This window comes from Actinomyces qiguomingii (assembly GCF_004102025.1).
Lineage (GTDB): Bacteria > Actinomycetota > Actinomycetes > Actinomycetales > Actinomycetaceae > Actinomyces > Actinomyces qiguomingii.
Genome location: NZ_CP025228.1, coordinates 3,027,412 through 3,050,013, shown reverse-complemented (window position 1 = coordinate 3,050,013; position 22,602 = coordinate 3,027,412). Strand labels below are relative to the sequence as shown.

The following is a 22,602-nucleotide window of genomic DNA, read 5'->3' as shown; positions in this document are numbered from 1 at the left end:
ATCTCGACGTGCGTCGCCCGCCGCGCGGGTTTTACGATGCTTCCGTGAGCGACCCGATCACCAGCCCCGACATCTTCGCCCCCACCGGACTGACCTACGACGACGTGCTCCTGCTGCCCAGGCTCACCGACGTCATTCCCTCCGAAGTCGATACGACCTCCCGCCTGACCCGTAGGATCTCGCTGGCCACCCCGCTGCTCAGCGCCGCCATGGACACCGTCACCGAGTCCGACATGGCTATCGCCATGGCCCGACAGGGCGGCATCGGCATCCTGCACCGCAACCTGTCGATCGAGGAGCAGGCCCAGCACGTGCGCCGGGTCAAGCGCTCGGAATCTGGCATGGTCTCAGATCCGGTCACGGTGGGCCCGGACGCCACCATCTCCCAGCTGGACGAGCTGTGTGGCCACTACAAGGTCTCCGGCCTGCCGGTCGTCGACGACGCAGGCAACCTGCTGGGCATCATCACCAACCGCGACCTGCGCTTTGTGCCGACTGAGCGCTGGGACACCCTGACCGTGCGCGAGTGCATGACCCCGCGCGAGCGCCTGATCACCGGGCCTGCCGGCATCTCCCGCGAGGACGCGAAGGCGCTGCTGGCCGAGCACCGCATTGAGAAGCTGCCGATCATCGATGCCGACGGCCGCCTGTCGGGCCTGATCACCGTCAAGGATTTCGTTAAGACCGAGCAGTACCCCAACGCCACCAAGGACGAGGCGGGCCGTCTGGTGGTCGGCGCCGCCGTCGGCTACTGGGGTGACACCTGGGAGCGGGCCGGCGCCCTGGCAGAGGCGGGCGTGGATGTGATCGTGGTGGACACCGCCAATGGCGGTGCCAAGTTGGCCCTGGAGATGATCTCCCGGCTCAAGCGCGACCCGGCCTTTTCCGGCATTGAGGTGATCGGCGGGAATGTGGCCACCCGGGAGGGTGCGCAGGCCCTCATCGACGCCGGCGTGGACGCCGTCAAGGTGGGGGTCGGCCCCGGCTCGATCTGCACCACCCGCGTGGTGGCCGGTGTCGGCGTCCCCCAGGTGACAGCCGTTTACGAGGCCGCTCGCGCCTGCACCCCCGCGGGCGTGCCGCTGATCGCCGACGGCGGGCTGCAGTACTCCGGTGACATCGCCAAGGCGCTGGTGGCCGGGGCCGATACCGTCATGCTCGGTTCCCTGCTGGCCGGCTGCACCGAGTCCCCCGGCGACCTGGTGTTCGTCAACGGCAAGCAGTGGAAGCGCTACCGTGGCATGGGGTCGCTTGGGGCCATGAGCTCGCGCGGCCGCAAGTCATACTCCAAGGACCGCTACTTCCAGGCCGACGTCTCCGGGGATGACAAGATCATCCCCGAGGGCATCGAGGGGCAGGTACCCTTCTCCGGTTCTCTGGCGGACGTCGTCTACCAGCTGGTTGGCGGGCTGCACCAGTCGATGTTCTACGTGGGTGCCCGCAACATCCCCGAGCTGAAGGCCAATGGCCAGTTCGTGCGCATCACGGCGGCTGGGCTCAAGGAGTCCCACCCGCACGATGTGAAGATGACCGTCGAGGCCCCCAACTACACCGGCCGCGAGTCTTGACCTGGGCGTTCCGTGAGGTATCGCTGGCTCGCGGCGGGCGCTGGCTGGGCACGCTGCGCGCCTTCATTGGGCGTGTCGTGAGCCCTGGGGAGCCGGTCCGCCGTCGGCGCTTTCACATGCCGTCGGGCAGTGGCCAGGAGGTGTTGACGTCGGGCGTGCGGCCACGGCGGCGCAGGAACTCGTTGAAGGAAACCGCCCAGTCACGGTGCGCCGCCGCTTGCCAGGACATCAGCTCCGCGCGGGGGATGCGGGCGACCTCCGGGTGGGCGTAGGCCATGGCGGCCAGCACGTCGAGTGTGGCGACCACGTCCACCTCGGCGGTGTGCAGGCCTCCCGCCTGGGGATCCACGCCGTAGAAGGCGCAAAGGTCCGCAAGGCGCCTTTTGCCCCCGCGGTAGCGGTCCATACGCCGATCAATCACCAACGGATCCACCACCGGGCCAAGTTCTCGTCCCAGCCGCTGGCGCACGGTGGGCAGGCCGTGCCGGGCAAGCTCGGACTCCAGCAGCGTCAGGTCATAGGCGGCGTTGTATGCGACCACGGGCGTGCCAGTGGACATCGCTCGGGCAAGCGCCGCCGCTACCTCCTCCAGCACCTGGTCTACCGGGCGGCCCTCGGCGCGGGCGCGCGCCGTGGAGATGCCATGCACCGCTGTAGCCGACTCCGGAATCGGCACGCCGGGATCGGCCAGCCAGGTGGTGACGCGCTGGGGGTGCGTGCCATCGGCACCGCGCGGGCCGCGGTCGACCAGCGCGGCCGTAACCAGCCGGTCCGCGGTGGGGGACACCCCGGTGGTTTCGGTGTCGAATCCAAGAAGCGGGCCGCAGACCCAGGAATCGGGTGCCGTGGCCGGGATGGATGCTGGTTGCTCGCTCATGTGCCGAGTGTGCCACCGACATGCGACACGAACCGTGTGTACTTATGTGGGTTATCGGTGGGGACGCGGCGCTTGAGGCGCGTGTCATGAGGTGATGACGGGGCGTGGGGACCCGGGGCTTGACAGGCGTTGGGTACGCCGGTTAGGTGTTGGGTGCGCCGCTTGGGCGTTGGGTGCGCCGGTTAGGTGTTGGTTGAAGGCCCTGGAGGCCTTCAGCAAAGGTCTAAGTGGCGTAGTAGAGACCGAACCCGCGTAGTAGAGGCCGGGCCGGCGTGGTAGACACCCGCGGATGCGCCGGCGGTGACGCGGTCGGACGGTGGTAGAGGCCGGGCCGGCGTAGTAGACACCCGTGGGGGTGGCCGGGGTGGAGGTCTGGTCTGCGATTCGTGGTTGCGGCTGTTGTCGGCGCTGGGGATCGCTGCCCGTAGTTCCTCGTGTGCTACGCCACTTAGGCGTTGGGTGCGCCGGTTAGGTGTTGGGTGCGCCGCTTGGGCGTTGGGTGCGCCGGTTAGATGTTGGTTGAAGGCCCTGGAGGCCTTCAGCAAAGGTCTAAGTGGCGTAGTAGAGACCGAACCCGCGTAGTAAAGGCCGAACCGGCGTAGTAGACACCCGCGGATGCGCCGGCGGTGACGCGGTCGGACGGTGGTAGAGGCCGGGCCGGCGTAGTAGACACCCGTGGGGGCGGCCGGGGCGGAGGCCTGGCCTGCGATTCGTGGTTGCGGCTGTTGTCGGCGCTGGGGATCGCTGCCCGTAGTCCCCGTGTATGGAACGCCAGGTGGTTTTTGGACTTGGGGGATGGCTTCGATTTCCTGTGATCTGATAGTTGGGATGATGGATGTGACGAAGGCGAAGTACTCTGAGGAGTCGCTGTGAGCAGGTTGCCCGCCGGGGTGGTTGAAGGGGGCCTCCTGTTCGGCCTCGGCCAGGCGGGCGCGGAAGGTTGGCAGGTCCCGGCCCCCAACCCTGTGGCTCTCCAGCCTCGGCCAGGCGGGCGCGGAAGGTTGGCAGGTCCCGGCCCCCAACCCTGCGGCTCTCCAGCCTCGGCCAGGCGGGCGCGGAAGGTTGGCAGGTCCCGGCCCCCAACCCTGCGGCTCTCCGGCCTCGGCCAGGCGGGCGCGGAAGGTCGCCCGCCGGGGTGGTTGAAGGGAAACCGGGCGATAGCATCGGTCGCCGCCTCCTATGGTCTGGTGCCCCAGTCGGTGGGCAACTGGATCGCCAAATGCAGGAAGCAGCACGCCGACGCCCAGCAGCACAAGAGCGAGTCCGAGGCGCAGGACCTTGCCAGGGCCAAGGCCGAACGGCACAAGGCGAAAATGGAGCTGTGAGCGTTTCTCATCAGAACCGGCGGCTCGGGGAGGAGAACGGCGCGATGGCGCGGTAGATGTCGGTTGAGATCGAGGATTGAGGTCATGGGGGACCGCCATAGGGGACCGCCATGGGGGACCGCAGTGCCATCGCGTTGTCTCGGATCTTCCCCGTCATCACGCAGATCCTGGTCGGTCCGGGGCTCCTGGCGAGAAAGGCTCAATGTTGTTTCGTGTGAACCGGTTTGGGTAGCATCAGGGGTGATAGTGAGCGCCCGCAAGGACGTCGCTCACTTCATATTGCTGGAGGTCTGGGCCGAACACCTGGGCCTCCAGTGCTGTCCGGATGCTGTCTGGATGCTTGGAAGGGAGCGCAGATGCCAGGTGCGGAGCCCATTGTGTCCGCCCTCGCCGGGGCGCTGCGCCGTATCTGGGGCACACCCTCCGAGCAGTACCTACGCGAGTCTCGGCCAAGGCGGCTCCTGCACGCCGCCCTCGGGCACAAAACCGGCCAGGAGGCACTGCTGGCCGCAGCGCGGCGCTCTCTGGCACCCGCCGCTGTGCATGAGTACTCGCCGGACGCCCTCACGGAGGCGACCCAGCGGGTCGAACGAGCCTTGCAGGGACACGATCTCAGCGAACTGGCCATCCAGGCGGCAACCCACAAGGCGGCGGTTCTCGCCGTTTTGGTCGAGGCTTGTGACGATGGAGATATGCAGGCCGAGGGTGCCGTGGACCTCACTGTGCGCATGATTGATGCTGCTTTGAACACGCTGGTGACGCTGCTGCGCGAGGAGCCCGGTTTGCTGCCCGCGGTGGCAGTGACAGGACTGGGCCTGATGGGTGATGTGCACAGCGGACAGGCGGAGATCTCTCAGAAGCTGCAACACCTTGAGGAAATGCTGGCTGGGGGCTTGGCAGACCTGAACCAGGGGAAACCGCACCGCGATCCTTATCCAACCGTGTTGCTCCCCCTGCTGAGTGAGCCTCGGATGCGACGATACCGGGAGCTGACGGACAGTGACGAGGCCGCGCTGCGCCTGTACCAGTGGAACATCGACATGTCTGCCGAGCTGTATGCCTCGCTGCACCTGGTGGAGGTTCTCATGCGCAACTCGATTGACATGGCGCTACGCGCGTGGAACGCCACTCAGGAAGGCTCCGACGGTTCTGAACTGTGGACCCTGGCACCTTGCTCACAGTTACACAAGCAGCTCGGAGCGGATCTGGCTGAGGCAGAGCAGCGTGTACAAGCGGCGTTCCGGCGCCGGCCCCGATCTCAACGGCCCGAACACCCCACTCATGATGACATGATCGGGCAGCTTCCCTTCGGCGCCTGGGCCAAACTCATGCCGCGTCGTCACAGGCGACGTGGAGCCAGCAGGTGGTTGTGGCGCCAGGCCCTCCACCAGGGATTCGCCAACCTCGATCCGGCTTCGGAAGAGGCGCCGTTTCTTCTCGCCGACGCTGTCAGTCGTCTGCATGCAGTGCGTAATCGGGTTGCTCATCTTGAGCCAGTGCTGTCCAGTGAGGAGATCCGCCGCACGTATCGTGACGTGCGGCTCGTTCTGGGAGCCATGGCGCCCGAGGCCGAGGAGTGGTTCATTTCCCAGCAGCGGCTGACTCGGTTGCTGCGCGACCGTCGGTACAGAACCGAGACAGAAAGGACAATCACGGATGAGCGGTGAGATCGAGATCGGGCGGGACAAGCGCGCCCGGCAGGCCTACTCCTTCGACGACATTGCCCTGGTCCCGGCGCGCCGCACCCGCGATGTGCGTGACGTACGCGTGGACTGGCAGCTGGACGCCTACCATGTGGACCTGCCGGTGATGGCCTCGCCCATGGACTCGGTGATGAGTCCCGAAACGGCGATTCTGGTCGGGCAGCTTGGCGGCATCGGCGTCCTGGACTTAGAGGGCCTGTGGACTCGCTACGAGGATCCCACCTCCGCCCTGGAGCGTATCCGCTCCGCCGCACCCGAGCAGGCCACCGCCGTGCTGCAGGACGTCTATCGGCCCCCGGTGCGTCCGGAGCTCATCACCGCCCGGCTGGACAAGATCCGGGAAGCCGGCGTCGTCGTCGCCGGGCGGCTCAGCCCCTCCCAGACCCAGCGCCACTGGCGCACCGTCGTCGGCGCCGGCGTCGACCTGCTGGTCATCCGCGGCTCGGTGGTCTCTGCCGAGCACGTCTCCGGATCGGTCGAGCCGCTAAACCTCAAGCGCTTCATCTACGAGCTGGACGTGCCCGTAGTGGTCGGCGGCGTGACCACCTACACCGCGGCCCTGCACCTGATGCGCACCGGCGCGGCGGGCGTGCTGGTCGGCCAGGGCGGAGGCGCCTCCTCCTCCGTGCGGCAGGTCCTTGGTTTGCACATGCCCATGGCCACCGCCGTCGCCGACGTCGCCGCCGCCCGCCGTGACTACATGGACGAGTCCGGCGGCCGCTACGTGCATGTGATCGCCGACGGTTCGGTCGGCAACTCCGGCGACGTCGTTAAGGCCATCGCCTGCGGCGCCGACGCCGTCATGCTCGGGGCCGCACTCGCCCGTGCCGAGGAGGCTCCCGGCGGCGGCTACCACTGGGGTGCCGAGGCCCGCCACGAGCGGCTGCCCCGCGGATACCGTAGCCATGTCGGCACCGTTGGCAGCATGGAGCAGATCCTAACCGGCCCCTCCCGGCGGGCCGACGGCACCCTGAACCTAATGGGTGCACTGCGGCGCACGCTTGCCACAACCGGCTACGCCGACGTCAAGGAGCTGCAGCGCGTTGAGATCGTGGTCGCCCCATATGAGCCGAGCTGACACGTGCGCTGTCCCCGACACGTACGCGTTTTGGAGCTTTGCGGTGCGCGGCTTTGGGAAACCGGCTCTTCGGGTTTGTGAGGGCGTGGTGGGTGTTGGCGGGTGGTGTGTGGGCGTGGCCGGCTCCCGGTCTCGCGCTTGGACCGGGGTTCTGCGCTTGGATCGTCTGAGAGCGCCTCTCAGGTGGTCCATCCGTGGCTAGGTGGTCCATCCGCAGCTGAACGGGCTGTCGGAGGGGCACATGTGCTTCGGTGGCGGACGCAGTCCATCCGCGGTGCTTGACGCCACTCATTTCTTCGGCTATAAAATAATCTGCGTGCCCCGGCCGAGTCGCAGCGGCCACCCCACGCGGGCACTCACCCAGGATCCCAGCTGCGGATCGAGACAAGTCGAAGGAGACGCCGTGACCGATTCCCGTACCGTCCACCTGCGCCGCGGCGGCACATCGCTCGTGTTGGCTCTGTTGCCCGACCGGCACCCCGTCGTGCGCCACTGGGGGGAAGACCTGGGCGCCTTCGACGCAGCGGCACTGGCCGACGTCGGCGTGGCCCAGACCATGGGGACCGGCAACAATCAGACCTGGACCACTCCCGACCTGCCGGTGCTGCCACTGCCGCACCTGGGCTGGTCGGCCCGTCCCGCGGTCCTGCTGCATCGCGCGGATGGATCGGTCTTCTCAGTGCATCCGCAGACAGTCACTCATGAAGTGGAGACCGTGGACGGACCCGGTGGCACCGCCGACGTCGTCACCTCCTCCGCCACCGATCCGACCCACGGAATCGAACTGACCACCGTGCTGCGGCTGGAACCCACCGGGCTGGTGCGCCTGCGCGCACTGGTCACGGACACCGCCGGAGCCGACGTCGCCCCCCTTGAGATCGACGAGCTCACCCCCGTGCTGCCGGTGCCGTCCGACGCCGCGGAGCTGCTGGACTTCACCGGTCACCACGCCTTCGAGCGGCAGATTGTGCGCACTCCCTTCACCCCCGGCACCCGGCTGCGAGAGTCCTGGGAAGGGCGCCCCGGCCATGACGCCGCCACCTGGCTGGTCGCCGGCACCCCCGGCTTCGGCTGGCGTCGCGGACGCGTGCACGGTGTTCATCTCGCCTGGTCCGGCAACACTCGCGCCTTGGCCTCTCATCCCGCACAGGGATACCGGCTGCTCGGGGCGGGGGAGCTGCTCCAGCCCGGCGAGGTCGTGTTGACCCCAGGACAGTCCTATTCCACCCCCTGGCTGGTGGGCTCGTGGGGTCAGGGCCTGGACGCTCTTGCCGCCCGTTCGCATGCCCATGTGCGCGCCCTGCCCTCCTACCCGCGCCGACCCCGGCCGGTCCTGCTCAACATCTGGGAGGCCGTCTACTTCAACCACGATCTGGACACTCTCAAGGCACTCGCCGATGAGGCCGCAGCGATCGGTATTGAACGTTTCGTAATTGACGACGGCTGGTTCGGCTCCCGCCGCAACGACACCTCTGGCCTGGGGGATTGGCAGGTCTCCGCTGAGGTTTGGCCCACTGGGCTGGAGCCGCTGGCCGAGCATGTGCGCGCCCTTGGCATGGAACTGGGGCTGTGGTTCGAGCCTGAGATGATCAACGTGGACTCCGAGCTGGCCCGTGCCCATCCTGACTGGATCCTGTCCGACGGGGCCGGCGGTGCGGTTGAGCACCGCCACCAGCGGGTGCTGGACCTGACCGCACCGGGCGCATGGGACTACCTGTACGGAGCCATTAGCGATCTAGTGGACCGGCTGGAGATTGCCTACATCAAGTGGGACCACAACTCCCCGGTGCTCGCCGGGGGGCATATGGCCACCAACGCGGAGCTCGGCACCCGCTACGGCGCCCCGGCGATCCACGAGCAGACCCTCGCCCTGTACCGCCTACTGGATGCGCTGCACGAGCGCTTCCCGGGTCTGGAGATCGAGTCCTGCTGCGGTGGCGGCGGACGTATCGACCTGGGGATAATTGAGCACACCCAGCGGGTATGGACCTCCGACTGCAATGACGCCCATGACCGGGCCAACATCAACCGTGGCACCATGACGCTTCTGCCGCCGGAATTGATCGGTACGCACGTCGGCTCGGGCCGCGACCACACCACCCTGCGCAGCCTCGACGTCTCCTTCCGGGCGGCAACCGCCCTGTGGGGGCACATGGGGGTGGAGTGGGATCTGCTGTCCGCAACCGACGCCGACAAGCGGGGCCTGGCCGACCTGATCGCCCTGCATAAGCAGCTGCGGCCCCTGCTGCACGCCGGCACCGTGGTTCACGCCGACGTCGACGAGGACGACGCCGTGCGCATACAAGGTGTCGTTGCCCCGGATCGCTCCGAGGCCCTATTCGGACTGACCAGCCTAGGGCAGGCACTTACCTGGCCCGGTGCCCCCCGGCCCCTGCCCGGCCTGGACCCGAAGCGCAGCTACCGGGTGCAGTTGGCCGCCCCCCTGTATGAGGGCCACACCTACGAGGCCGCCTGGACGCGTCCCGAGGGCGTCGTTCTGCCGGGCTCCTACCTGGTGACCACCGGGCTTTCTCTGCCCGTAATCCACCCCGACCACTCGCTGCTCGTGCGCGTCACCGCCGTCTGAGCGCTGAGTGAGTTGTGAGTGAGATGAGCGAGTACTGACCGAGCCGTCGCCCACCGGCGCTGTTCCCAACGGTCCGCACCAACGGCTTCAAACCACCACCGATATCCCCATCAAGAACGGAGCACTCACCTCCCATGTCCACAGCAAACGCCGCGGTGACGCCGGCGCTGCGCAGGAAACCGAAGGATGACCGCCTGCTGGGCATCGCCTTCATCATTCCCGCCGGCATCGGCCTGATCGCCTTCTACCTCTGGCCCCTGATCCGGGGCATCTGGTTGTCCTTCACCGAGTACAACCTGCTGACCCCGGAGCAGTTCACCGGCCTGGCCAACTATCAGCGCATGATCGGCGACTCCATCTTCTGGAACGCGGTACGCGTCACGCTGGAGTACGTGGTGATCAACATCGGACTCCAGACCGTGCTTGCCCTGGTTATCGCCGTGCTCATGCAGCGGCTGACCCAGTCGACCCTGGTGCGCTCGATCGTGCTGACCCCCTACCTGGTGTCCAACGTGGTCGTAGCCATGCTCTGGCTGTGGATCCTGGACAACACCCTGGGCATCTCCAACGAGATCATCTCGGCGATCACCGGGGAGAGAGTCAACTTCTTCTCCTCGGCCCTGGCCATCCCCACCATCGCCGTGATCAACGTATGGCGTCACGTGGGCTACACCGCGCTGCTCATATTCGCGGGCCTGCAGTCGATCCCCAACACGGTCTACGAGGCCGGCAAGATGGACGGCGCCAGCGAGTGGACCATGTTCTGGAAGATCACGGTGCCGCTGCTGCGGCCCATCCTGGCGCTCGTGCTGATCATGACGATGATCGGCTCCTTCCAGGTCTTCGACACCGTCTCGGTGACCACTCAGGGCGGCCCGGTCAACGCCAGCCGCGTGCTGCAGTACTACATCTATGACATGGCCTTCGGGCGCTTCCAGTTCGGCTACGCCTCCGCCATGGCGGTGGGGCTGCTCATCGTCCTGGCCGCAATCACGATTCTCCAGTACCGCATGACCCGTGCGGGCGAGACGGACCTGGACTGAGAGGAACAACGAACCATGAGCACTCTCACCACCACTGCCGCCGACTCCGCCGCGAGTCGCCAGGACGAACGCAAGCGGGAGGACAAGAAGGGCGTGTCCGTCGGACGGGTAATCGCCTGGATCTTCATGGCCCTGGTCATGATCAGCACGATTCTGCCCTTCTACTGGGTGCTGCGCACCGCCCTGTCCTCCAACGCCGGGATCACTTCCGATCCCACCTCGATCCTGCCGGTCGACTTAAACCTGCGCGGCTTCGCCCGCGTGTTCGGCATGCAGTCCACCGAGGAGGCGCTGGCCGACGGCGGCTCCGGCGCCTCGATGAACTTCTGGATCTATCTGCGCAACTCGGTGATCGTGGCCACGCTGGTCACCGCCGGCCAGGTGTTCTTCTCCGCCATGGCCGCCTACTCCTTCTCTCGCCTGCGCTGGCGCGGCCGGGACGCCGTGTTCACACTGTTCCTGGCGGCCCTGATGGTGCCCTCGATCTTCACGCTGCTGCCCAACTTCGTGCTGGTCAAGCAGATCGGGCTGATCGACAACCTGCTGGGCGTCGCTCTACCCACCATGTTCATGACGCCCTTCGCAGTGTTCTTCCTGCGCCAGTTCTTCATGAACATCCCGCGCGAGCTGGAGGAGGCGGCCCTGCTCGACGGCGCCTCGAAGATTCGCGTGTTCTTCCAGCTCATCCTGCCGATGGCCAGCGCGCCCATCTCCACCCTGGCGATCATCACCTACATCACCGCCTGGAACGACTACTTCTGGCCCCTGCTGGTGTCCTACACGGACTCCTCGCGCGTGCTGACCGTGGCCGTGGCCGTCTTCCGCTCTCAGGCTCCTACCAGCGGCACCGACTGGTCCGGCCTCATGGCCGCCACGCTCGTGGCCGCCCTGCCGATGCTGCTGCTGTTCATGGCGGCGGCCAAGCGCGTCGTTAACTCCATCGGCTTCACCGGAATCAAGTGAGGGACCAGATGAACAACAAGCTCATGCTCACTCGCCGCGGCCTGTTCACAGGCGCATTCGCCGGAGCTGCGGCGCTGACGCTCGCGGCCTGCTCCGGCAATGACGAGCAAGCCAAGTCCAACACCATCGACTACTGGATGTGGGATGCCAGCCAGGAACCGGCGTACCAGGCCTGCGCGGACCGCTTCAAGGAGAAGACGGGCATAACCGTCAACATCACCCAGATCGGCTGGGGTGACTACTGGACTAAGCTGACCGCCGGCTTCATTGCCGGCACCGGCCCGGACGTATTCGTGGACCACATCGCGAAGTTCGCACAGTTCGTGGACCTGGACGTGCTGGTTCCGCTCGACGAGCAGCCCGCCTGGTCTGGCGTCGACGAGTCAGCCTTCCAGGAGGGCCTGCTGGACCTGTGGAAGGGCGAGGACGGCCACCAGTATGGCTGCCCCAAGGACTGGGACACCGTGGCGCTGTTCTACAACAAGGACATGCTCGCCCAGGCCGGCATCACCGAGGAGGAGATCCAGAACTGCGATTGGAACCCCGAGGACGGCGGCACCTTCGAGCGCATCGTCGCCCGGCTCACCGTGGACCAAAACAAGGTGCGCGGTGATCAGGAGGGCTTCGATCCCAAGCACGTGGCCGTCTACGGGCTCGGCATCCAGGACTCCGGCTCCAGCGACGGCCAGACCCAGTGGAGCCCCTTCACCGCCACCGTGGGGGATTGGCACTACACGGACCAGGAGACCTGGGGGACCCACTACCGCTACGACGAGGAGGACTTCCAGCGCACACTGGACTGGTACTTCGGCCTGGTGGACAAGGGATACCTGAACCCAAACGGGGCCTTCTCGGACGCCACCAGCACCGATATTCAGCTCGGTTCGGGGGCCATCGCCATGGCGATTCACGGGGCGTGGATGTTCAACACCTTCGCCGGTCTGGATGTCAATGTGGGCATAGCGCCCACCCCGATGGGCCCGAATGGCAACCGCGCCTCCCTGTTCAACGGTCTGGGAGACTCGATCGTCAAGGACTCCGACAAGGTAGACCTGGCCTCCCAGTGGGTGGCATTCCTGGGTACCGCTGAGGCGCAGGACATCGTCGCCTCCTACGGGATCGTCTTCCCGGCGATCTCCTCCTCCACGGAGAAGGCCATTGAAGTGTTCGAGGAGACCGGATTGTCGACCGATGCCTTCACCGTGCACCTGGAGGAGGGCGGGCAGACCTTCTTCTTCCCGCTGACCTACTTCGGCGCCGACGTCAACGCGATCATCACCCCGGCGGTGGATGCGGTCTGGGTGGACCGGGTACCGGCGGCCACACTGAACAGGTACAACGATCAGGTCAATCTGCTGTTCGAGACGTCCGCGCACGGCGATTGAGTGGCCAGTTGCAGGCCGTTGATGCGGCGATTGACCGGCGAGTGGTGCGGCGATCCATACGGCAATTGGCGCGCGGACCGTATTCGTGGCGTTATTTGCAGCCACGGGGCGGCGAAGTCGGGTAGTGTGAGCCTGACATCAGCCGTCGTGCTGGTTCATATCAGCGCACAGGTGCAATCCCTGCATCCCGGTGCTGATCCCGGTTCTCTCAAAGGAGTACACATGGCCCAGGTCACCGCCACTATCGCCTCCAAGGTCGGCCTCCACGCCCGTCCTGCCGCGACCTTCGTAAAGGCCGTAGCGGAGAAGGGTGTCCCCGTCACCATCGCCAAGGAGGGCGGCGCTCCCGTTGACGCCTCCTCGATTCTGGGCGTGATGACGCTCGGCGCCGGCTTCGGCGACGTCGTCACCCTCGCCTCCGACGCCGACGGCGCGGACGGCGCCCTGGAGGAGCTCAAGGCCCTCCTGGAGACCGACCTCGACGCCTGAGGCACTAGCGCCGTAAGACGCGCCGCCTGCCGCCCGCCTCCCTGAGGCGGGTGCGCAGGCGGCGCGTTCTTTGCAGTGGGACAGGACGCGGCGATGGCCCTCGGGGCCCACAGGGTCCCAGGGCTTCGCTTGTTTCTGAGTCCTTCCGCCTCCGGTTGGGGCCAGCGGCGCGAATGCGGTGCTGGCGGTCGGCGTGTCGTGGGGCGTTCGCCGGCGACCTGCCCTGTTTGGGCTGTTTTTCTTTGTTTGGACCGTCAGCCTCCATTTGGACCGCTTCGCTCCGTTCGGACCGCCGTAGTGTGACCTGTTTCAGCGTTAATGTCCGCTTGGGGCGGTTGGATCAGACATCATCGTGGTCTTCTTGGTTGGTTTGATTGTCTCGTTGTTTGCGGTTGTAGGCAAGGCGCTGCTGAGCGGCCCGTTTCAGGCCTTCCTGGCGGGCCTTGCGGATGGCCGGCCCGCGCCCGGTGTGCTCGTCCAGGGGTGTGACGTAGCCGATTCCGGAGTGCAAGCGCTGGCTGTTGTACTCGGTGCGCACAGAGTCGAGTTCGGCCCTCAGGACAGCGGGATCGGTGATTGCCAGCAGGTGAGGCCACTCGGCCTTGAGTGTTCCGTTGAGGGACTCGATCCAGGCCTGGTCGGTCGGAGTCGCCGGCCGTCCGAAGTGCTGGGCGATGGCGACCATGGCCATGAACCTGCGGGTGTTGGCAGCAATCATCTGGGAGCCGTTGTCGGACACCGCCAACAGGATCGGGGTCAGTTCATCGTCTCCGTCAAGCGTCAGCCGGCGCTTCAGGGCCTGGGCTCGTTCCAGGGCGGCCTCGAGCAGGCCTTCGGCGTCCAGGGCCTGCTCGAAGGCGAGGCGGACCTGGTGGTGGGTCTCCTCGCTGGAGACCACATGGGTGATCCACTTGCGTGAGACCAGATCCTCGATGATCAGCACAGTCATGCCGCAGGCGGTGAAGTGAGTGGAGTCGTAGATCCAGATCGAGTTGGGCTTGTACGTCGCCCAGTCGGGGAACGGACGACGCTTGGAGCGCGCTGGCCGGGCGGGATGCCTGAACCGAAGCTCGTGGTCATTCAGGACCCTGCGGACGGTGGAGGCCGACGCCCAGAACAACCCGTTGTAGGAGCCTCGGTGAGCCAGGCGACGGTGAGAGAAGTCCTTCTCACCGAAAGTCTCGAAGGCGTCCACAATCGCCTCGATCTCGCACGGCATCAGGGCATTGACAGCGGCGCCAGGCCGGGCGTCGGCCAGTCCTACCCCGTTCTGGCGCCGTTTCCAGCGCCGGTAGCGTCGCTCGGCCAGTCCCAGGACCTCACAGGCCTTAGCCACGGTCCAGCCCTGACCGGTGGCGTAGTCCACCAGCTCCAAAAGCCCCTGTTTGACGGGCGCATCCACCCGGGCGGGGACCGGGGCACCGGGCATCAGACCGAGCCCCCTTTTTTCTCCAGCACCACCAACTTCACCGCCTGCTCCGTCACCGTACGGGTCAAGCGGTCGATCTCGGCCCTGGCCTGCTCAAGCTCGACATCACGAGCCGACTTGCCAGACGAACCCGGACGCGAAGCCGACAACGCGTCCAAGGCGCCTTGCCTGGCGACCTGCCGCAGCCTCACGATCGTGGAGCGGTCCACTCCGGCCTCGGTCGCAGCCGCCCCCACCGTGACCTCCTCTCGCATCAGCCTTACGTAGATCTCATACTTCTGCGAAGGCGACAAGAACACCTTGGCCCGACGCCCAGAACCCCTCGTCGTGTCAGCATCACTGCTCATCGCGCACCCTCCTCAAGGTGTCACGAAGACCCTACCCATGCGGTCTGATCCTCAGCCCAAAACCGGACACGAACGCTGAAGCAAATCAAAGTGTGCTGTTATGTCTCAGACGGTCCAAGTGAAGAAACGCGGTCCAAGTGGAGGGCCGGGGCCCGACCGGGTTCACAGGATCCACGCCGTCGATGCCCAACATGCCGCCCAATAAAACGCCCCCTGGGGCGCGCGGGGCGAGGATGACAGCGACCGTGGCCTAGGCCTGCGACCCGGAGCGGCACAGAGACGGCAGCACACGGCGCGAGAAGCGCAGGGAGCGCGGGGGATCATTGGAGGCGGGGGAGCGCTGTAGGCCGGGGGAGCGTTGGAGACGGCGTTGGGTACGCCACTTCGGCCTCTACTACGCCACTTCTGCTTTTACTACGCCCCTTCAGCCTGTGCTGAACGCTCTGCAGCCCTTCAGCAAACACCTAACCGGCGTAGTAGAGAACCAACCGGCGTAGCAGACGACCTCAACCACCACACCAGCCAGCCTCACACCCACAAGCACCAAGAGCCCCATATCTATCCACTTCAGCATTCGGCCGGCCTGTCGCCGTGAGGTGAGATAAGTCGGTGAGTTGAGCCGGTAAGGTGCGGGCATGACGATCATTGCTGCGGCGGACGGCTCCGCCCTGGGCAATCCCGGACCGGCCGGCTGGGCCTGGTACGTGGACGACGACTGCTGGGCCGCGGGAGGCTGGGAGAACTCCACCAACAACCGCGGTGAACTCACCGCTGTGCTGGAGTTGCTGCGGGCGACCGCCCAGGCGGGCCTGGCCGGTGAGGAGCTGCTCATCCAGGCCGACTCCCAGTACGTCATCAACTCCCTGACCAAGTGGATCCACGGCTGGAAGAAGCGCGGTTGGCGCAAGGGCGATGGCAAACCGGTGCTAAACGATGATCTGATGAAGCAGTTGGATGCAGCCATGCGTGGGCGCAAGATCCGCTTCGAATGGGTACGTGGACATGTGGGCCACCCCATGAATGAGGCCGCCGACCAGCGTGCCCGCGCGGCCGCCACGGCCTACCAGCGGGGCACGGCCGTGCCCGCGGGTCCCGGCTGGACCCATCGCGGCGATGCGTCGCCCAGGATGGCGGGAACTGCTGCCGGGGCGCAGCAGCGGCCTACTGAAACAGATGATCCGAGTACCGAGCGTGTACGGCAGGTACCTGCGGGTCCCGACGCACTATTCTGATTATGGGGGCGACCTTCTCATGCCAGCGGGGTGGCCGAACAAATCGAAGAGTTCGCGTCAGTAGGTCATGGCTCGCATGTGGGTTGTTGGCCCCAGCGGTGCCGGGGCTCGGGGGGCTTGCCCCTCCCCGGTGGACAGGGGCAAGCAAGGCACCAAGCGCTCAGTGATGGTCGAAGGCCACGGCATCCCCATCGGGGTGGTAGTTGCCCAGGCCAACCGTAACGACTCCCCGCTGCTGGCCCCCACCCTGGCATGCCTGAGCCAGTTCGGCTTCGATCCGCCCGAGCGCATCACCGTGCACCTTGATGCCGGCTACGACAGCCGCAAAACCCGCCAACTGCTTGAGGTGCTGGGCTGCGACGGGCAGATCTCGACCAAGGGCACCCCCGGCCAGGCCGGCAACCGATGGGCGGTCGATCTACTGCCAAGCAAACTCAAACCACCCTAACCACCCGAGAAGGTGTATTAGGGCTGAGTGTCGGAACGCCGTCCGCGACGCAGCTGTCTGAACTGCCCGGAAGCAACCAGGTCCGGCTTTAAACCGGGCCTGACAGGCGCCTCAGAGCAGCGTCATGGCCTGGCGGGCGATGGCCAGCTCCTCATTGGTGGGGTAGACCAGCACGGCGACGGCGGAGTCCGGGGCGGACACCACACGGCCCTCGCCGGAATGGGCCGCGTTCTTCTCGGCGTCGAGCCGCATGCCCGTGTAGCTCAGACGCTCCACCAGTTCGGCGCGCAGGCGGGCATCGTTCTCGCCGATGCCGGCGGTGAAGGTCAGGGCGTCCAGGCCGCCCATGACGGCGGCGTAGGCGCCCACATACTTCACCAGGCGGTGCAGGTAGATGTCCATCGCCTCGCGGGCATGCTGCTCACCGGCGTCGATGCGCTTCCACACCTCCCGCATGTCATTGTCTCCCGTCAGGCCCTTCATGCCGGACTCGCGGTTGAACAGGTAGTCGATCTCATCGGCGCTCATACCCGCCACTCGGGCCAGGTGGAAGACGGCGGCCGGGTCGATGTCCCCGGTGCGCCCACCCATGACCAGGCCCTCCAGCGGAGTCAGCCCCATGGAGGTCTCCACGGCGCGGCCGGCCACTACGGCGGAGGCGGAGGCGCCGTTGCCCAGGTGCAGCACGATCTGCTTGAGATCGTCGCGTCTCAGCAGGGCGGAGACCTGTCCGGAGACGAACTGGTGACTGGTTCCGTGCGCGCCGTAGCGGCGGATGGAGTACTTGTCGGCCACATCGCGCTTGAGGGCGTAACGCGCCGCCTCCTCCGGCAGGTCCTGGAAGAAGGCGGTGTCGAATACGGCCACGTGCGGCACATCGGACAGCAGTTCCAGCCCCACCTCAATGCCCTTCAGGTGGGCCGGGTTGTGCAGCGGCCCCAATGGCACCAGTTCACTGATCTTGCTGATCACGTCGTCGTCTATCAGGGCGGGGCCGGAGAAGTAGCGGCCGCCCTGCACCACGCGGTGGCCCACCGCCACGATATTCGCCTCGGACAGGGTCGGGCCCTGTTCATCGAACAGGCGCAACACCTCTGACAGGCCGAAGCCGTGGTCGGGGACCGGCTCGTCCACCTGGGTCTTGTCTCCGGCCCGGCGATGAATGATGGTGCCGGTCTCCTCCCCGATGCGCTCCACCAGCCCCGAGGCCAGGGACTGGCCGGAGTCGGGGGCGACGAGCTGATACTTGATTGAGGAGGAGCCGGAGTTGATGACAAGGACGGTCCGGGTGGTCACGGTGAGCCTTTCTTACGGGCGGGTTCTAACAGATGTGCAAACTTGCTGTGCCCGCCGCGGCCGACCGTTCGAACGCGGGGCGACGGCGGAGAATATCAGTCCTGTGCCTGGACGGCGGTGATCGCCACGGTGTTGACGATGTCCTCCACCAGGGCGCCTCGGGACAGGTCGTTGACCGGCTTGTTCAGGCCTTGCAGGACCGGTCCGATGGCGATGGCGCCGGAGGAGCGCTGCACCGCCTTGTAACCGATGTTGCCGCTGGACAGGTCGGGGAAGATGAACACGTTGGCGCGCCCCGCCACCTCCGAGTCGGGGGCCTTCTTCGCGGCGACGGTCGGGTCGATGGCCGCGTCGTACTGGATCGGTCCCTCCACGGCCAGTTCCGGCGCCTTGTCCCGCACGATCCGGGTGGCCTCACGCACCTTGTCCACATCCGCGCCCTTACCGGAGGTGCCGGTGGAGAAGGACAACATGGCCACGCGCGGCTCCACCCCGAACTGTCTGGCGGTGGCGGCGGAGGAGATGGCGATGTCGGCCAGTTGCTCAGCGGTCGGGTCGGGGTTGACGGCGCAGTCGCCATACACCAGGACCCGGTCCTCCAGCAGCATCAGGAACACCGAGGACACGATGGAAGTACTCGGCTTGGTCTTGATGATCTGGAAGGAGGGGACGATGGTGTGGGCGGTGGTGTGGGCCGCCCCCGAGACCATGCCGTCGGCGTCGCCCATGTGCACCATCATGGTGCCGAAGTAAGACACGTCCTGGACCCGCTCGCGCGCCTGCTCCAGGGTGACGCCCTTCTTTGCTCGCAGGCGAGCGAACTCGGCGGCGTACTTCTCTAGCAGCTCGGGGTCGGCGGTGGACACCACCCGCGCGGAGGAGATATCCAGGCCCAGCTCGGCGGCGCGTGCCCGAACCGCGGTCTCGTCGCCCAGCAGGATCAGGTCGGCGATGCCACGGCGGGCAATGACGTCGGCGGCGCGCAGGATGCGGTCGTCGTCGGGTTCGGGCAGCACAATGGTCTTGCGATCGGCCCGGGAGCGCTCGATCAGCTCGGCCTGGAACATGATGGGCGTGACGACCTCGGTGGGTCTGACCTCCAGGGCGGCCAGCAGGGCGTCCACGTCCGCCTCCTGTTCGAAGGTGGTCACGGCGACGTCGAGCTTGCGGGAGGAGGCCTGCCCCAGTCCGCCCTGCAGTGAGCCGGCCACCGAGGCGGCGGCGAAGGTGTCCAGCGGGGAGGTCATTACCGGTAGCGGCAGGCGCAGCCCCTCAATCAGGCGCAGGGCATGCGGAGCGACCTTGAACCCGCCGTTGAGTACCAGACCCGCCAGATTCGGGAAGCCGGTGGAGGCCTGTGCGGCGGCGAGCGAGATCAACGCGGCGGAGCGGTCCGCGGGGACGATCACCACCTGCCCCTCGTTCAGACGCTCCAGCACGTGGGAGACATCCATGGCGGCAATCAGCACGCCCTCGGCCTCCCTTTCCAGCAGGGCCTCATCCCCCGCGATCAGAGTGCCCTCGACGGCGCACATGACCTCACGTACGGACGGCGCCGCCAGCAGCGGCACCTCCGGCAGTGTTGTGGTGGCAACATCCTCCAGCCCCTTCAGGGAGGCGGCGACCGCGGCGCGCGTGTCCGCGGGGCACTTATTGGCGACGACGGCGACGGTGCGGGCATGGTTGTCGGCGATCTCCGCCATGGAGACCTCGACGCTGCCGCGCACATCCTCCGGGTCGCCCTGGCCGGAGACCACCAGCAGCACGGGCACCCCGATGTTCGCGGCGACCCGGGCATTGAGGGCTAACTCCGGGTTGCCGACGACGTCGGAGAAGTCCGAGCCGTCGATGATGACGACGTCGTGCTCACGGGCGACCGCACGGTAGGCGTCGACGATGCGTGACAGAGCCTCATCGGGGTCGGCGTGGAACTCGTCCCAGGTCACGCCGATGCACTGCGCGGCCGATGCGGTCGAGCCGCAGCGGCGCAGCAGCAGGTCGAGGAAGGGTTCGTCCTCGCGGGAGGCGACGAAGGGGCGGAAGACGCCCACCTTCGCCACAACCTTGGTGAGGGAGGCGACCAGGCCCAGAGCCACGGTCGACTTGCCGGTACTGGCATTGGGGGAGGCGATATAAATGCTGCGCGCCACGGTGAAGCCTTCCTTTATCTGCGTCTCGACATCGAGTGGGTGCGCCGCGGACGGCCGTAGCGCATCAGATCCAAGTTTGCCCCAACTGGCGCGATCATGGGGCCCGCAGACACGGTCTGTAGGAGATTTGTCCTATTTGCTGGTCATGCGGCGGGCAAGACGGGGCAGGGGCGGGCGGGAGGAGGGAGTCTCGGCTTACCATCCGCGGCCCGCGTTCGGCGGGCCGCTCCCGCCGGCCCCGGCCACACCTTTGCCCCCTCCTCCCGCCCGCTTCGGGGTGGGCAAGCGACTCCCGGCCGTTTCAGAGCCTGGCTGCGGCGTCGAGCAGGTTGGCAGCCGAGAGCTGCAGCCCCTCGACGTTGCCGTACTCGGCGTCCTCGTGCTCGATGTTGACGTTCATGTCCGGGTTCACCGCCGCGATGGCGCGCAGGAACTCGGCCCAGTAGTCGGTGTCGTGGCCCAGGCCGAAGGCGACGAAGCGCCAGGCCGGGTCCTGCGGCCAGGCGGTGGTCCAGTAGCCGTAGGCGACCGGAGTCTTGTTCTCCGCCTCGGCGGGCACGTGCCCGAAGTCGGTGTCGAGCACTCCGCGGTAGGCCACGCCGGGGAAGATCTTGGTGTCCTTGGCGTGGACGTGCCCGACCAGGCCGCCCAGGCGCTGGGTGGCTGCGATCGGGTCCATCTGCTGCCAGAACAGGTGTGAGGGATCCATGTTCACCTTGATGTTCGTGGCCCCGGTCTCCTCGATCAGCCGTTCGAAGGCGGGAATGTTGAACACCAGATTGCGCGGGTGCAGCTCCAGGCAGACCTGCACGTCATTGTCCCGTGCCAGGGTGTCGATCTCCTTGAAGAAGGGCACCACCACGCTCCACTGGTAGTCGAGGATCTCCATGTCGATGCCGTTCCAGGGGTTGACCACCCAGGTGGGGTACTTCGCCGTCGGGTCGGTTCCGGGCGTTCCGGACATGGTGACGATTTCGCCGACGCCGAGCAGGCCCGCCAGCCTGATGGCGTTGCGGATGTCCTCGGCGTGCTTGATGCCCTCGGCGGGCAGCGGTGATACCGGGTTGCCGGAGGTGTTCAGGCCGGACAGGCGCATGCCGCGCTCGGCGAAGATACCCAGGTAGTCCTCCCGGGCGGCCTGGGAGGCCAGTAGCGCATCGACGGGGCAGTGCGGGGAGGGAATGAAACCGCCTACGTTGACCTCCGCGCCGGTCAGCCCGGCCTCCTTCAGGACGTCCAGGGCGGCCGGAAGTGGGCGATCCGACAGGCAGGCGGTGTAGGCGCCGTAGTTCAGTGCCATGGGATGTTCTCCTTGTGGTTCTTGGGCGTGGTTGTTGGGCACGTGGTAGTGATCGCGGCCGAACCGTCCGGCGGAGCGGATGGTTTGGGCGGCTCACTTGTTGAAGGGAGTGAGGTCGACGGCAGCGCCGTCGTTGGCGGCGGAGGTTGCCACTGCGTCGGCGATGACCATTTCGCGGTAGCCATCGGCGAAGGTCGCGCAAGGCGGCAGGGCGCCGTCGGTGATGCCCGCAACCTGTTGGAGGAAGGCATAGGCCTGATAGGTGAACTGTTCGATCTGGCTTAGGCCCACGCCGCTGAAGGCCATGGAGGAGCCGCGCTCGAAGTAGGGGAAGGTTGGGTTGACCAGCACCTGGCGGGCGCCGCCCAGGCCGGCGGGGGAGTTGACGTCATCGACCTTGATCTCGCCGCAGCGGGCCAGGTCCCAGGAGGCGCGTCCCTTGGAGCCGAGCACATCCAGCGTCATGGCGTTGGGCATGTTCCAGGCCACGCGCGAGCAGGAGAAGGTGCCCACCGCGCCGCTGGCGAAGTGCCCGGTGAAGGTGGCGACGTCGTCGTTGGTGACCTCTGCCAGCTGAGCATCGGTGGTGTCCAGGGCGGTGCCGCGGGTGATGTGCCCCTTGGCTATGGGGCGCTGCTTGATGGAGGTCATCAGTGCGCCTCCGGATACGGAGACCAGGGGGCCGCAGATGGTCTCGGCGGTGTCGATCAGGTGGCTGCCAACGTCGCCGAGCGCCCCCGATCCCATGGGGCCGGAGTAGCGCCAGGACATGGGGGTGTTGGGGTCGACGCCGTAGTCGCACCAGTAGCGGCCCTCGAAGTGGTTGATCTCGCCCAGGTGGCCCTCGCGGACCAACTTGGCGATCTCGGCGATGGCGGCGTTGCGACGGAAGGTGAAGCCGATGGCGGTGACGGTGTCGGCGGTCTCCTCGGCCTCAGCCATGGCCTTGGCGGACTCGAGAGTGTCCGCCAGGGGCTTTTCACACAGGACGTGCTTGCCGGCCCGGATCATGGCCTCAGCGATCTCGCGGTGCAGGGCGTTGCCCACCACGATGGAGACGATGTCGATGTTGGGGTCGTCGGCGATGTCGCGCCAGTCCGTGACGACCTTCTCATAGCCGTAGCGTTCGGTGGCGTCCTTGGCGAAGGGCTCGTAGGTGTCGGCGATGGCGGCCAGGTGGACCTTGGGCAGCCCCAGGTCGTAGACGGTGCCGACCTGGCGCCAGGCGTTGGCGTGGGCGGTGCCGGCCATACCGGCTCCGATTACGGCGACTGACAGGGAGGTATTGCTCATGATGTGTCCTCGTTGACGGTGGAGATGACGGTGTGCGTGCATGCACGACGGCGAGGGCCAGCTGAGGGCTGCGCCGAGAACCGCGGCAA

Annotated in this window: 17 protein-coding genes and 1 pseudogene; 11 read left to right on the top strand and 7 right to left on the bottom strand. The window is 66.7% G+C overall.

What is annotated here, in order from left to right; all coding sequences use genetic code 11:
* The first annotated feature begins 44 nt into the window (after positions 1-44).
* Complete coding sequence (gene guaB / locus CWT10_RS12835; protein ID WP_103064233.1) at positions 45-1,568, top strand: IMP dehydrogenase; 1,524 nt, start codon at positions 45-47, stop codon at positions 1,566-1,568.
* A gap of 112 nt (positions 1,569-1,680) precedes the next feature.
* Here guaB and CWT10_RS12830 read toward each other — a convergent pair whose 3' ends face one another.
* On the bottom strand, positions 1,681-2,445 hold the full coding sequence (locus CWT10_RS12830) for an exonuclease domain-containing protein (RefSeq protein WP_103064228.1): 765 nt from the start codon (positions 2,443-2,445) through the stop codon (positions 1,681-1,683).
* Between the two features lie 1,187 nt (positions 2,446-3,632).
* Between CWT10_RS12830 and CWT10_RS16840 the strand changes: the two genes are divergently transcribed.
* The 8 genes from CWT10_RS16840 (at position 3,633) to CWT10_RS12795 (ending at position 13,018) form a co-directional block, all read left to right on the top strand.
* Positions 3,633-3,770 (top strand): hypothetical protein, encoded by a 138-nt coding sequence (locus CWT10_RS16840; protein ID WP_158247704.1) that lies wholly within the window; start codon positions 3,633-3,635, stop codon positions 3,768-3,770.
* Positions 3,771-4,126: 356 nt separating this feature from the next.
* Positions 4,127-5,437: a hypothetical protein gene (locus CWT10_RS12825; RefSeq protein WP_103064226.1), complete on the top strand. Its 1,311-nt coding sequence runs from the start codon at positions 4,127-4,129 to the stop codon at positions 5,435-5,437.
* A complete protein-coding gene (locus tag CWT10_RS12820) occupies positions 5,427-6,551 on the top strand; it encodes a GuaB3 family IMP dehydrogenase-related protein (protein ID WP_103064225.1) in 1,125 nt (374 codons plus the stop codon). Before CWT10_RS12825 ends, CWT10_RS12820 begins: the two co-directional genes overlap by 11 nt.
* Before the next feature lie 403 nt (positions 6,552-6,954).
* Positions 6,955-9,138, top strand: a complete 2,184-nt coding sequence (locus CWT10_RS12815) for an alpha-galactosidase (protein ID WP_233188376.1) — start codon at positions 6,955-6,957, stop codon at positions 9,136-9,138.
* Between the two features lie 134 nt (positions 9,139-9,272).
* Positions 9,273-10,181: a carbohydrate ABC transporter permease gene (locus tag CWT10_RS12810; protein ID WP_103064223.1), complete on the top strand. Its 909-nt coding sequence runs from the start codon at positions 9,273-9,275 to the stop codon at positions 10,179-10,181.
* Between the two features lie 15 nt (positions 10,182-10,196).
* Entirely contained in the window at positions 10,197-11,144 is a 948-nt protein-coding gene (locus CWT10_RS12805) for a carbohydrate ABC transporter permease (protein ID WP_103064222.1), read from the top strand.
* Positions 11,145-11,152: 8 nt separating this feature from the next.
* Positions 11,153-12,529 carry an ABC transporter substrate-binding protein gene (locus CWT10_RS12800; RefSeq protein ID WP_103064221.1) on the top strand — a complete coding sequence of 459 codons (1,377 nt, stop codon included), beginning with the start codon at positions 11,153-11,155 and terminating at the stop codon, positions 12,527-12,529.
* A gap of 222 nt (positions 12,530-12,751) precedes the next feature.
* Positions 12,752-13,018, top strand: coding sequence for an HPr family phosphocarrier protein (locus CWT10_RS12795; protein WP_073328472.1), 267 nt, complete (start codon positions 12,752-12,754; stop codon positions 13,016-13,018).
* Positions 13,019-13,358: 340 nt separating this feature from the next.
* On the opposite strand, the gene CWT10_RS12790 is transcribed toward CWT10_RS12795, so the two are convergent.
* Together CWT10_RS12790 and CWT10_RS17475 are read right to left on the bottom strand one after the other, a co-directional pair.
* A complete protein-coding gene (locus CWT10_RS12790; RefSeq protein ID WP_128683167.1) occupies positions 13,359-14,447 on the bottom strand; it encodes an integrase core domain-containing protein in 1,089 nt (362 codons plus the stop codon).
* Positions 14,447-14,794 carry a hypothetical protein gene (locus CWT10_RS17475; protein ID WP_128683201.1) on the bottom strand — a complete coding sequence of 116 codons (348 nt, stop codon included), beginning with the start codon at positions 14,792-14,794 and terminating at the stop codon, positions 14,447-14,449. The genes CWT10_RS12790 and CWT10_RS17475 overlap by 1 nt, the downstream gene beginning before the upstream one ends.
* 635 nt (positions 14,795-15,429) lie before the next feature.
* Here CWT10_RS17475 and CWT10_RS12780 point away from each other — a divergent pair.
* Positions 15,430-16,026 carry a ribonuclease H family protein gene (locus CWT10_RS12780; protein ID WP_103061881.1) on the top strand — a complete coding sequence of 199 codons (597 nt, stop codon included), beginning with the start codon at positions 15,430-15,432 and terminating at the stop codon, positions 16,024-16,026.
* Positions 16,027-16,108: 82 nt separating this feature from the next.
* Positions 16,109-16,444, top strand: a pseudogene (locus CWT10_RS12775) (transposase); the annotation flags it as partial.
* Between the two features lie 141 nt (positions 16,445-16,585).
* Here the strand turns inward: CWT10_RS12775 and CWT10_RS12770 are convergent.
* From CWT10_RS12770 to CWT10_RS12755, 4 genes are all read right to left on the bottom strand, one after another.
* Positions 16,586-17,770 (bottom strand): acetate/propionate family kinase, encoded by a 1,185-nt coding sequence (locus CWT10_RS12770; protein ID WP_103061880.1) that lies wholly within the window; start codon positions 17,768-17,770, stop codon positions 16,586-16,588.
* 95 nt (positions 17,771-17,865) lie between these two features.
* Entirely contained in the window at positions 17,866-19,920 is a 2,055-nt protein-coding gene (gene pta, locus CWT10_RS12765; protein ID WP_103061879.1) for a phosphate acetyltransferase, read from the bottom strand.
* A gap of 301 nt (positions 19,921-20,221) precedes the next feature.
* Positions 20,222-21,220 carry a sugar phosphate isomerase/epimerase family protein gene (locus tag CWT10_RS12760; protein WP_103062347.1) on the bottom strand — a complete coding sequence of 333 codons (999 nt, stop codon included), beginning with the start codon at positions 21,218-21,220 and terminating at the stop codon, positions 20,222-20,224.
* Between the two features lie 93 nt (positions 21,221-21,313).
* Positions 21,314-22,513, bottom strand: coding sequence for a Gfo/Idh/MocA family protein (locus tag CWT10_RS12755; RefSeq protein ID WP_103062348.1), 1,200 nt, complete (start codon positions 22,511-22,513; stop codon positions 21,314-21,316).
* Positions 22,514-22,602 lie beyond the last annotated feature (89 nt).